Here is a 12512-nt window from a genome sequence, read left to right on the forward strand (position 1 = left end):
CAAATTATTTATGGGAAAAAATCTTGTAATTGTTGAGTCGCCAGCCAAAGCAAAAACAATCGGAAAGTTTTTGGGGGAAGAATATATTGTAAAATCCAGCGTAGGTCACATCCGCGATTTGCCTAAAAAAGAAATGGGAGTTGATGTGAAAAAAGGATTTGAACCCGCTTATGAAATTTCTTCTGAGAAAAGACAAGTTGTGAGTGAACTGAAAAAGCTTGCGAAAGATTCACAGATTGTTTGGCTCGCGACAGACGAAGACCGCGAAGGAGAAGCCATTGCCTGGCATTTGCACGAGGCACTTGGGCTCAGCGAAAAAAAAACCCGCAGAATAGTTTATCACGAAATCACGAAGACAGCGATACAAGAAGCTTTTGCAAATCCGCGCACGATTGATAAAAATTTGGTTGACGCGCAGCAGGCGCGAAGAATTCTCGACCGATTAGTTGGCTACGAACTTTCTCCTATTCTCTGGAAAAAAGTCCGCCCGTCACTTTCCGCAGGAAGAGTGCAATCGGTTTCTGTAAGATTATTGGTTGAGCGCGAGCGTGAAATAAACGAGTTTGAAGTTTCTACATATTATAAGGTAGCAGGAATTTTTTCTGTGACGGATGAAAACGGAAAAACAACTTCTTTCAAAGCGGAACTTTCTGAAAAATTAAAAACGGAAGAAGAAGCAAAACAACTTCTTGAAAAATTAAATGGTGCGAACTTCACGATAAAAAATATTGAGAAGAAACCTTCGAAGCGCACTCCCGCTGCGCCATTCACCACTTCAACTTTGCAACAAGAAGCAAGCAGAAAACTTGGCTTCTCTGTTTTACAAACAATGCGTGTTGCGCAAGGTTTGTACGAGGATGGAAAAATTACTTACATGCGAACGGACTCTGTGAATCTTTCGGGCTTTGCATTGAATGCCGCGCGCAATGAAATCAACCGTTTGTTCGGAGAAAATCACTGGAAGAAAAGACAATACACAACCAAATCTGCAAGCGCACAGGAAGCGCACGAAGCAATTCGTCCGACATTTCTTGCCAACCGCACGATTGATACCGATGATGACCGCCAACGGAAATTATACGAACTCATCTGGAAAAGAACTGTGGCCTCGCAAATGGCGGATGCGGAATTGGAAAAAACAACGATAACCATTTCACAAAACAAAACCGAAAATGAATTTCTCGCTCTCGGAGAAATTATTTTGTTCGATGGATTTTTGAAAGTATATATGGAATCCAGCGATGAAGAAGAAGAAAACGAAGAAGGAATTCTTCCCGCAGTAACGGTTGGTCAAAATGTTTTGATGCAGGAAATTTCCGCAACGCAGCGATTCACTCAGCCGCCATCGAGATACACAGAGGCGAGTCTGGTGAAAAAGTTAGAGTCGCTTGGAATCGGCAGGCCTTCTACATATGCCCCAACAATTTCTACCATCGTGAAAAGAAATTATGTGGTGAAAGAGCCGCGCGAAGGAAAAGAAAGAAAGTATAATTCACTTCTACTTAAAGATGGTACTATCTCTGCGAAAACAAATATAGAAATCACAGGAGCAGAAAAGGGAAAACTTTATCCGACCGATATCGGAATTATTGTAAATGACTTTCTTCAACTTTATTTTCCAAACGTAATGGATTACCAGTTCACCGCGAGAGTCGAAGAAGAGTTTGACGAAATCGCAGAAGGAAAAATGTCGTGGAAAGAAATGCTGAAGGAATTTTATGTTCCGTTTCACAAAGACGTGGAAAAAACTGCGGAAGAATCCGAGCGCGCATCAGGAGAAAGGATTTTGGGAAAAGATCCGAAATCAGGGAGACCGGTTCTTGTACGCGTGGGAAGATTCGGACCGATGGCGCAGATTGGTCATCAGGATGACAAACAAAAACCTTTGTATGCTTCGATGCGCAAAGGACAAATGATTGATACCATCACGCTCGAAGATGCGCTCGACCTTTTCAAACTTCCGCGCACGCTTGGCGCGCACGATGCGAAAGAAATTGTGGTGAGCATAGGCAGGTTTGGTCCTTATATAAAGTATGGCGAAGAATATATTTCTCTTCCGAAAACTGAAGACCCGTATTCTGTAACGCTGGAACGCACTATAGAAATTATTACCGGTCCGCGCTTGCCGAGAAAAGTTGGAGAGTATGAAGGAAAAGAAATTATTGCCGCAAAAGGATTTTTCGGAAATTATTTGAAGTGGGGAAATACGAATGCTTCTCTCTCGAAACAATACGACCCTTTTCTTATTTCCCTTGAAGAAGCAATTCCGATTGTAAAAATAAAAGCGGAGAAAGATGCCGCCAAGCATATTAAAAGCTGGGAAGAAGACAGGCGCGTGAAAGTAGTGTATGACCGCTGGAAAAATCCTTCCGTGCAATCGGGAAAAAAGTTTTTTCGGATTCCAAAAGATAAAGAGCCAACTGAACTTACACTCGAAGAATGTTTGCAGATTGCGGGAATTAAGAAAGGAAAGAAAGCCAAAGCGGCAGTTGATAGTAAGCAGTTGGCAAAAAATACAAAAGAGCCAAAAGTCAAAATTCAAAAGAAGACCAAGAAACCTGCTCCATCAAAACCAAAGCTGAGAGTGGTGAAGGCGAAAAGAAAATTTGCCAAGAGGAAATAATTCTTCCCTTTTCAAAAACTTCCTGTTGATAACTGAGATTGCTTCGCTTCGCTCGCAATGGCGGGTGAGTTAAATTTGCTTTGCTCAAGCAAAAATTTGATGGAAGACATTTTTCAATTCCTCGCCCCGGTAAATTCTGAAATCATGGGGCAGCCCGCAGAAAATTCTCTGGGCGCGGCAATAAAAAAATTTGTTGACGGAAAATCCTATCCTGAATTGAAAGGAATTCATCTTGCAATAATCGGAGTGGAGGAAGAGCGCAGAGCGGTGAACAACGAAGGAAGCGGACAGTCCGCAAACGCGGTGCGTCCGTATCTCTACAATCTTTTCAAAGGAAAATATAAAGCGAAAATTGCTGACCTGGGAAATATTAAACAAGGTCATGCTGTGAAGGATTCTTACTTCGCGCTCACGAGTGTTTGCCACGAGCTGATGAAAAATAAAATCATTCCGATTGTGATTGGAGGCGGGCAGGATTTGACTTTCCCTATGTACAAAGCGTTTGATAAACTTGAACCGACAATAAATTTAGTGGATGTGGATGCCAAGTTTGATATTGGCGGACCGGATTCTGAATTTAATTCTTCGGCTTACGTGGGAAAAATAATTCTTCACCAGCCGAACATACTTTTTAATTACAGCAACATTGGTTATCAAACTTATTTCGTGGCGCAAAAAGAAATTGACCTCTTTCATAAATTATATTTTGATGCGTACCGTTTGGGGCAGGTGCGGAGCAACATGGAAGAAGTGGAGCCGATTGTACGCCACGCGGATTTACTTTCGTTTGATATGTCTTCAATCCGAATGAGCGATGCGCCCGGTAACGGCAACGCAACTCCAAACGGGTTTTACGGGGAAGAAGCTTGCCAGATTACGCGCTATGCAGGGCTGAGCGACAAACTTGGCGCAATTGGATTTTTTGAAATGAATCCGGCAAAAGATAAACGCGGGCAAACCGCGCATCTGCTTGCGCAGATGATTTGGTATTTCATAGAAGGATATTACAAGCGCTACCAGGATTTCCCGTTCCGTAAAAAATCGGATTACCTCAAGTACAGAGTTTCGATTAAAGAAAATAAAAACGAAATTATTTTTTACAAATCAAAACGCTCGGACCGGTGGTGGATGGAAGTTCCGTATCCTACACAAAAGAAATTAAAGTTCGAGCGCCAGTGTTTAGTGCCCTGTTCCTATAAGGACTACGAAGAAGCCACCAAAGAAGAAATGCCTGACCGCTGGTGGCAGACGTATCAGAAGCTGACCTGATATTTTTTCTTCTCGCAAATTAATTTACCTGCTTTTCTTTCTTCCTATCTTTGCTCCCCATGTCCTCCGAAAAAAAATTCTGCACCGATTCCGGAATTGAGATAAAGAGAATCTATTCTCCCGATAGCTATCGGGACGGAGAAGAGGCAGGAAAATTTCCCTTCACCCGCGGCATTCAGAATGATATGTATCGCGGAAAGTTGTGGACCATGCGCCAGTATTCCGGATTTGCTACTGCCGAGGAATCAAACAAGCGGTATAAATATTTATTAGCGCACGGCACAACGGGATTATCCGTTGCGTTTGATTTGCCAACGCAAATCGGCTATGACAGCGACCATGCGCTTGCCGAAGGCGAAGTGGGAAAATCAGGCGTGGCAATTGATTCGCTGGCGGATGTGGAAATTCTTTTTGATGGAATTCGTCTCGAAGAAATCACCACTTCCATGACGATTAATTCCACCGCATCCATTTTACTTGCCATGTACATTGCGCTGGCGAAAAAGCAGGGCGCTGACTTAAAAAAAATATCCGGCACCGTTCAGAATGATTTGCTGAAAGAATATGCCGCGCGCGGAACATACATCTATCCGCCTAAAGCAAGCATGCGCATCATCACCGATATTTTTGAATACTGCGCAAAGGAAATTCCGAAGTGGAACACCATTTCTGTTTCGGGTTATCACATTCGCGAAGCAGGCGCAACCGCTGTGCAGGAACTTGCTTTCACGCTTGCAAACGGGAAGACATATCTGAAAGCCGCGCTCGAGCGAAAGTTAGACATCAATGTTTTTGCAAAACGGATTTCTTTCTTCTTTAACGCGCACAATAATTTGTTTGAAGAAGCCGCCAAGTTCCGCGCTGCGCGAAGAATGTGGGCGAAGATTACCAAAGAACTCGGTGCAACGGATGAACGCGCCATGCTCCTCCGCTTTCACACGCAAACAGGCGGAAGCACGCTCACCGCGCAGCAGCCGCATACTAATATTGTGCGTGTAACAGTTCAGGCGCTCAGTGCTGTACTTGGCGGAACGCAGTCGCTGCACACAAATGGTTATGATGAAGCATTGAGTTTGCCCACCGAAGAAGCCGCGCGCATTGCGCTGCGCACGCAGCAGATTATTGCTTATGAAAGCGGAGTTGCTGATACGGTTGACCCGCTGGGCGGCTCGTATTTCATAGAGGAATTAACCAATGAAGTGGAAGCGAAAGCATGGGAATACATCCGCAGGATTGATGCGATAGGCGGTTCGGTCTCCGCCATTGAGCAGGGTTATATGCAGAATGAGATTGCCCGTTCTTCGTATGAGTATCAGGATAAAATTGAGAAAGGCGAAAAAATAATTGTGGGCGTAAATAAGTTCACGGTGGAAGAAAAGCCGCAGGGAGAAGTTTTTTCGGTGGATGAATCGGTAAGAAGTTTGCAGGTTGAGAAAATAAAGAGCATAAGAGCGAAAAGAGATAATTCAAAAGTAACAGCCGCGCTTGCAAAAATTGGAGAAGCCGCTCGCGGAACAAAGAACCTCATGCCTTTCGTTCTTGAAGCGGTGGAGAGTTACGCCACGCTGGGAGAGATTGCCGATGTGCTCAGGAAGGTGTTTGGGGAGTACAAATAGAATTTTTACAGAGCAGCAACTGTATTTGCAGATTTAGTTGTCTTAGAGCTGTCCTTCACAATCACAAAAATTTCCTCGTTGTCTTTTTTCATCAGGTATTTTTCGCGCGCAAATTTTTCAAGGTCGGCAGGATTAGTGCGCAGTTCCTTCATCTCTGTTTTGCTTTTTGTAATTTCATCGAGGTAATATTTTTCGTCTGTTCTCAGTTGTTTTAATTTCTGCTTCAGTTCGTATTGCGACATGAAATCATTTTTATCGAAGAAGCCCGTCCACACAATTACTGCCGCCAGCGTAATGAAATACTTATTCCAGAACAGCGAGAGAACTTTCTTTCCTGCAAATTTCTTCTTCCCCATAAAACAAAAGTAGTGTAGGAAACAATCTTTGACAAGAGGAATAGTTATACTTTTAAACAAAATAGTTAACAGCAATGGAAGAGTGGAAGGTTGGAAGATTGGATGTTTATCATTCTTCCACCATTCAAACTTCCAATCTTCCGTATAAACAGAAAAACATGAAGCCCGCATTTATATCTTCGCTCTTAATTTTTTCTTTCGCGTTCATGACTGATTCATTCAAATCACAGCAGCAAAAATTTCCAAGGGTGAAAACCGCCTATGAGGAAAAAGAAAAAGCAATGAAGGAATTATTTTCTGCCAAGGGAATTGAACTTTCTGCTGCCGGCATTTTCATCCGCGCCTTCAAGCAAGAAGCGCAACTTGAAATCTGGGCAAAGAACAAGCAGGAGAAATATGAGTTGATAAAAACATATTCTATTTGTTCTTCTTCGGGCGAACTTGGACCGAAGCGAAAACAAGGAGACGGGCAGGTGCCCGAAGGTTTTTACGAGATAGAGCGCTTCAATCCTTCCAGCAATTTTTATTTATCGCTGGGCGTGAGTTATCCGAATGCATCGGATAAAATTCTTGGCGAGAAAAAAAATCTTGGCGGAGATATTTTCATTCACGGCAACTGCGTAACCATCGGCTGCATGCCCATTACCGATGATAAAATAAAAGAAGTGTATGTGATGGCGGTGGAAGCAAAATCGAACGGAGGAAAAATTCCCGTTCACCTGTTTCCGTTCCGCATGAGCGAAGAGAACATGAAATTATACGGAGAAAAATATCCGCAGCATCTTGCGTTCTGGAAAAATATTCAGAAGGGCTATGCGTATTTCGAATCTGCGAAAACACTTCCCTCCGTCAAAGTTTTGAACAACGGAGAGTACTCGTTCTACTAAAACGCTCCTAAAACCGTCTACGATTATACTTCATTGGTCGAAGAAATAACCTCATTCGTCTAAAATATCTCCTCACTCGTAGGCGAATTCAAATAAATGTTTTTATTTTACAAAGTAATTTGTTGCTGAAATTTTTTGTTCATAAATTGAATTTGAAAAATAGTGTTAAGGATTACCTTTGCAAATATTTTTTTACGCAGGCAACCATCTATAATTTCCTACGTCTTTTGACTAAAACCATTAAACAATCATCCAACAAAAAAAGCATGAAAGGTTTTTACAAAGCAGTTTTTTCTTCCCTTGTTTTTTGTTTCGCGCATTTCGTTTCCTTCGCACACGGAGGCAAAGAATACTTCCAGGACAAGGACGGGTTTTTCTTTTTCTTAGGCGTGCATAACTTCACCGATGTGCATCTGGTGTGGGAGCCCAAACAAGATGCATCGCTGAAAGCATTTACGCTTGAGCGCAGCGAAGACGGCATAAATTATTCTCCGCTCATTACGCACGACCCTTCCGTTAAACTAACCGACCTGATGACTTTATCCAAAGAAGAAAGTGATAAAGTGGATACAGACCCTTACAACCGGTTGCTTTACACGACAGAAACAGGAGCAGGCAGATACATTTACAACCAGTTGATTCCTGATTTCATGTTGAACAATAAAAGTTATCAATGGCATTACCGCATAAAATTTTCGTGGATGGATGGAACCATTTCTTACAGCGGAGTGCGCAACTTTGATTTCTTCTGGAACTATAGAAAAATGGTTGACCAGCCCTCGCCTGCGCCCTTTATACAAATAGATGTGTCTCCTAAAAAAATTACCAACGAAGGAAACGAGGCGACACTGCAGGAAAAAATTAATGGCGATGAGCATCCGGAAACAGCGAAGAAGGATAACCTCCCGATAACTCTCGGATGTCCCGGCATAGGAACTCCTCCTCCGGGTTCCTGTTCATCCGGTCAAACGCAAACCCTGAGCGGTGGTCCCGGTTCGTGCTGCACCTACGTGCAAACGCGCTACGAATATCCCAGCAGTAATTGCATGGGAACCTGCTGCTGCAACATTGACTGCTCTCCTTCCTCGTATGATTCCTGCTGCGTGCACAATTGCAACCAGCATAATCAGTGCGGATGCACTCCCTGGCTTTGCTGCGGTGGTTCGTATCAATGGATAACTACTTCTGTTACCAATCAAACTCCTCCCACGCTTTCTCAAACGCATGTGAATGTTAAATGCAACGGGCAATGCACCGGCTCAGCCAGCATTTCTGCAACAGGAGGCACTAATCCTTTAACATATACATGGTCACCCAATGTTTCCAATTCAAGCACTGCAAATAATTTATGTGCCGGTTCCTATAATGTAACAGTAACCGATGCCAACGGCTGCACTTCGGTGCTCACGGTAACAATCACTCAACCCACCGTGCTGAGCGCTTCCGGCAGTTCAACCGCTGCCTCCTGCGGGCAATCCAACGGAAGTGCATCCGTGACTGCTTCAGGCGGTTCACCCGGTTACACTTATTCATGGGCACCCACGGGGGGGAATTCTTCTACTGCAAACAATCTTCCTGCCGGAAATTATTCTTGTACGGTAACAGACGCAAACGGATGTACTACGGTTGTTCCTGTAACTGTTTCTTCCACCGGGGCAATAACCACTTCTGCAACTCCCAATAGCGCTGTTTGCAGTCAATCGAACGGAAGCGCATCGGTGACGGTTACAGGCGGCTCGCCAACGTTTACCTACGTATGGTCTCCCACCGGAGGTAATTCTTCTACTGCCACAGGGCTGCCTGCCGGAAATTATACCTGCACGGTAACAGACGGCAATGGCTGCACTTCGGTTTCAACAGTTACTATCGGCAACACCGGAAATGCCAGCGCCATATTCAGTGCAAACACCGTTTGTCTCGGGCAGCCGACCAACTTTACTGACCAATCTACTTCTTCCACCGGCACCATTAACAGTTGGAATTGGAATTTTGGCGATGGAAATACTTCTATCCAGCAAAATCCTGTTCATACCTACACTGCTTCGGGAACATATACCGTTACATTAACGGTAACGGATAACAGCGGATGCACTTCTACCATCACGAATGTTATTACAGTAAATCCTCAGCCGGTGGCTAACTTTACTTCCACTACTGTTTGTCTCGGCACTGCCACTCAGTTCACCGACCTTTCTACGGGGGGGGGCAGTTCGTGGAGCTGGAATTTTGGCGATGGAAATACTTCCATTCAGCAAAGCCCTTCGCATACGTATGCGGCAGCAGGAAATTATACTGCCACGCTCACGGTAACAGGACCGGGCGGCTGCACGGCAACTATTTCTTTTCCTGTAACTGTATATCCGCAGCCGGTTGCCGCATTCAGCGCTACTACTCCGGTTTGCCTTGGCAGCGCCATTCAGTTTACCGACCTATCCACCGGGGGCGGAACTTCGTGGAGTTGGAATTTCGGAGACGGAAACACTTCCACGCAGCAAAGCCCTTCGCATACCTATACCGCTTCGGGTACCTATAATGTAACCCTCGTTGTAACTGCATCGCCCGGTAATTGCTCTGCCACCCTTACGCAGGTGGTAACGGTGAATCCCAATCCCGTTGCAAACTTCAGCGCCACCAGCGTATGCATCGGAAATCCTACGCAGTTCACTGATTTATCTTCGGGAGGAGGAAATTCATGGAGTTGGAATTTTGGCGATGGAAATACTTCTACGCAGCAAAACCCATCCAATATTTATGCGAACCCGGGAAATTATGTGGTGTCATTCACTGTAACTGCAAATCCGGGCGGATGTTTTGCGGTGATTACTCAAACGGTTACCGTTTATCCGCAGGCGAATGCGAACTTCAGTTCGAGTACTGTTTGCGTGAACACTCCCGCCACGCAGTTCACCGATTTATCGGTGGGCGCAAGCACGTGGAGTTGGAATTTTGGCGACCCTAATTCGGGACCCAATAATACTTCTGCGCAGCAAAGCCCCTCGCATTCCTATACCACCGCAGGAAATTATTCGGTAACACTCATTGTGGCGAGCGGGCAGGGATGTGCCGATACCCTGGTGCAGTTGATTACCGTGAATCCGAAACCTACAGCTGTTTTCAGCGCTTCCACGGTTTGCTTTAACAACCTGACTCAGTTTACCGATTTATCGGGAGGAAATCCCACGCAGTGGAGCTGGACCATGCCGAATGCAAATCCGTCTTCATCCGGTTCGCAGAACCCTGCTGTTACGTATAACAGTTGGGGAAATTATACTGCCACGCTTGTGGTTACCGATGCAAACGGCTGCAAGGATACTACCACCCTACCGGTAACGGTGAACCCGCTTCCGCTGGCAAGTTTTGTTTCCAGTGTGGTTTGCGCGGGCGATTCCACCTGCTTTACCGACCAGACCTCTATTGCCGCGGGCAGCATTACAGCATGGAGTTGGAATTTCGGAGACGCTTCGTGCCCCAACAATACTTCCACCCTGCAGAATCCTTGTCATACTTATTGTAATGGCGCAGGTACCTATACTGTAATTCTTACTTCCACTTCCAACTACGGATGCCAGAGCACTACCAACATGAATGTAACCGTTAACTCGCTGCCGGTGGCTTCGTTCACCGCTCCGAATATGTGCATGAATACGGTTACGCAGTTCAACAACACTTCGGGCAATTCCACGCAATGGGCATGGAATTTCGGTGACCCGCAGAACACCACTTCCACCCTGCAGAATCCTTCGTTCACGTATTTGGGTTACGGAACTTATACCGTTACGCTGATTGCTTCTTCGGGTTCGGGCTGCAAGGATACCACTACGCAGGCAATCACCGTTTATCCTTTGCCTGTTGTGCAGTTTGTTTCTGACAGCGTGTGCAAAGGCAACCCGAGCAGTTTCTCCGACCTGTCGTTTATAGGCAACGGAAATATTTCTTCGTGGAGTTGGAATTTCGGTGACCCAAGTTCTGCGCCTAATAATACTTCCTCTTTGCAAAATCCTACGCACGTGTTCAGCAATTCTGGCAACTATAATGTTTCGCTTACGGTTACTTCCAATTACGGCTGCGTGAGCAATCTTACGCTGCAGGCGGTGGTGTTTGCCCTGCCCATAGCGAATTTTTCATATGACCCGCAGTCACCGCTCAAAATTTCCGACATGGCTTCCTTCACCGATTTATCCGCGGTTAACATTACGCAATGGAATTGGTGGTTTGGCGATGGCGATTCCATTTCTGGAATGCAAAATCCCACGCACGTTTATACCGATACCGGCACTTACATTATCACCCTTGCGGTGATTGATAAAAACGGATGCCGCGATACGATTGAATATCCCATAGAAATTCTCGACTACTCCTTTTACATTCCCAGCGCCTTTTCTCCGAACGGTGACGGAACAAATGACTTTTTCTTCGGAAAAGGAATCGGCATCAAGCATTTTGAACTGTGGATTTTTGACCGCTGGGGAAACCGCATTTTCTACTGCAAGCGCGAAGGATTGCCGCAGGAAGTTCCCTGCTTATGGGATGGTAAAGTGGATGGCGGGCTTTCGGAATCCATCGTGCAGGAAGATGTGTATGTATGGAAAGTGCACCTCGTAAACGTATTTGATAAGGAATTTGATTACGTGGGCACCGTAACGGTGGTGCGGTAATTCTATGCAATAAATCCTGCAAATTTTTTCTTAGTTTATCTTCACCCTTCAAATCAGGCGGAAATTGACGTTTTAATTTTCGCAATCGGAAATTGCCGTACCAACGCTGGCGTGGTTGGTACCAACGCTGACGATTGCCGCACCAACGCTGACGATTGCCGTACCAACGGTGGCGTGGTTGGTACGAACGCTGGCGATTGCCGCACCAACGGTGACGTGGTTGGTACGAACGCTGACGATTGCCGTACCAACGGTGACGTGGTTGGTACGAACGGTGACGATTGCCGTACCAACGGTGACGTGGTTGGTACGAACGCTGACGATTGCCGTACCAACGGTGACGTGGTTGGTACGAACGCTGACGATTGCCGCACCAACGGTGGCGTGGTTGGTACGAACGCTGGCGATTGCCGCACCACTGCTGGCGGCAGTGGCACGAATGCTGGCGGTATAACTACTCAAAAATTCTTACTTTTCGGTAACTTTTTGATTATATATTCGTAGGAAAATGCGGGTTGGTTTTGTTCTTTATCAATACCGTTTAACATTTTTGATTTTTGCATGAAGAAGGTTTATTTTTATTTTTTCCTTCAATTGTCCACCATAGGTGGATCCGCCCCTGGTGGAAAAACTTCAGAAGGAATGGTGAACAAAAAAATAATCATCGATAACTAATAGGCAAGCAGAATGAAAAAAAAATTTACTTTTTATTTATTTTTTCTTTTTCCCTTTTATTCTCTTGCTCAACCAACTCTTTGGGGAATGACTGCAGCAGGGGGAAACCAATTCGGAACAATTTTCTCCATAAATCCTGGCGATACAACTCTAAAATCAGTTTATAAGATTAAAGGAAATGCAGGTGCAACCATAACAAATTATGCAATTCGTTTGATTGAAGCAAACAATGGTAAGTTTTATGGTGTAACAAATAATGGTGGGGCGAGTGGAAATGGAACTTTGTTTGAATTAGGACTTTCGCAACAAAGGTAAAAAACATTCGGAATAAACAAGCAGATGTTGAAAAAATAAAATCAGGCAGAGAGATAGCAAGGGCAAAATAAATCATCATAGCGGTTCACCAAAACGAACTTCTATGAAAACAACAT

The 12512-nt window shown here is 44.9% G+C and carries 8 protein-coding genes; 6 read left to right on the forward strand and 2 right to left on the reverse strand.

The window, feature by feature from the left end; all coding sequences use genetic code 11:
- Positions 1 to 10 precede the first annotated feature (10 nt).
- The 3 genes from topA to HY063_05155 all read left to right on the forward strand — a co-directional run bounded on the left by topA (position 11) and on the right by HY063_05155 (position 5508).
- Entirely contained in the window at positions 11 to 2623 is a 2613-nt protein-coding gene (gene topA, locus HY063_05145) for a type I DNA topoisomerase (protein MBI3501161.1), read from the forward strand.
- Between the two features lie 99 nt (positions 2624 to 2722).
- Positions 2723 to 3892, forward strand: a complete 1170-nt coding sequence (locus HY063_05150; protein MBI3501162.1) for a formimidoylglutamase — start codon at positions 2723 to 2725, stop codon at positions 3890 to 3892.
- A gap of 59 nt (positions 3893 to 3951) precedes the next feature.
- On the forward strand, positions 3952 to 5508 hold the full coding sequence (locus HY063_05155; GenBank protein ID MBI3501163.1) for a methylmalonyl-CoA mutase: 1557 nt from the start codon (positions 3952 to 3954) through the stop codon (positions 5506 to 5508).
- Between the two features lie 5 nt (positions 5509 to 5513).
- Here HY063_05155 and HY063_05160 read toward each other — a convergent pair whose 3' ends face one another.
- Positions 5514 to 5864 (reverse strand): septum formation initiator family protein, encoded by a 351-nt coding sequence (locus tag HY063_05160; GenBank protein MBI3501164.1) that lies wholly within the window; start codon positions 5862 to 5864, stop codon positions 5514 to 5516.
- Positions 5865 to 6022: 158 nt separating this feature from the next.
- Here HY063_05160 and HY063_05165 point away from each other — a divergent pair, with 158 nt between their 5' ends.
- Complete coding sequence (locus HY063_05165) at positions 6023 to 6751, forward strand: L,D-transpeptidase family protein (GenBank protein MBI3501165.1); 729 nt, start codon at positions 6023 to 6025, stop codon at positions 6749 to 6751.
- Between the two features lie 266 nt (positions 6752 to 7017).
- The gene (locus tag HY063_05170) at positions 7018 to 11406 is read left to right on the forward strand and encodes a PKD domain-containing protein (protein ID MBI3501166.1); all 4389 of its coding nucleotides are present in this window, start codon (positions 7018 to 7020) and stop codon (positions 11404 to 11406) included.
- A gap of 72 nt (positions 11407 to 11478) precedes the next feature.
- Here the strand turns inward: HY063_05170 and HY063_05175 are convergent, their stop codons facing one another.
- Positions 11479 to 11868 carry a hypothetical protein gene (locus HY063_05175; GenBank protein ID MBI3501167.1) on the reverse strand — a complete coding sequence of 130 codons (390 nt, stop codon included), beginning with the start codon at positions 11866 to 11868 and terminating at the stop codon, positions 11479 to 11481.
- 225 nt (positions 11869 to 12093) lie between these two features.
- On the opposite strand from HY063_05175, the gene HY063_05180 reads away from it, so the two are divergent.
- On the forward strand, positions 12094 to 12396 hold the full coding sequence (locus HY063_05180; protein MBI3501168.1) for a hypothetical protein: 303 nt from the start codon (positions 12094 to 12096) through the stop codon (positions 12394 to 12396).
- Positions 12397 to 12512: the final 116 nt, after the last annotated feature.

It is taken from the genome of Bacteroidota bacterium, assembly GCA_016195025.1.
Lineage (GTDB): Bacteria > Bacteroidota > Bacteroidia > Palsa-948 > Palsa-948 > Palsa-948.

Excerpts from the sequence above, each read along its gene's own strand:
- HY063_05165 (MBI3501165.1), top strand. The coding sequence starts at position 6,023 with ATGAAGCCCGCATTTATATCTTCGCTCTTAATTTTTTCTTTCGCGTTC.
- HY063_05180 (MBI3501168.1), top strand. The coding sequence starts at position 12,094 with ATGAAAAAAAAATTTACTTTTTATTTATTTTTTCTTTTTCCCTTTTAT.
- HY063_05170 (MBI3501166.1), top strand. The coding sequence starts at position 7,018 with ATGAAAGGTTTTTACAAAGCAGTTTTTTCTTCCCTTGTTTTTTGTTTC.
- HY063_05160 (MBI3501164.1), bottom strand. The coding sequence starts at position 5,864 with ATGGGGAAGAAGAAATTTGCAGGAAAGAAAGTTCTCTCGCTGTTCTGG.
- HY063_05150 (MBI3501162.1), top strand. The coding sequence starts at position 2,723 with ATGGAAGACATTTTTCAATTCCTCGCCCCGGTAAATTCTGAAATCATG.
- HY063_05155 (MBI3501163.1), top strand. The coding sequence starts at position 3,952 with ATGTCCTCCGAAAAAAAATTCTGCACCGATTCCGGAATTGAGATAAAG.
- topA (MBI3501161.1), top strand. The coding sequence starts at position 11 with ATGGGAAAAAATCTTGTAATTGTTGAGTCGCCAGCCAAAGCAAAAACA.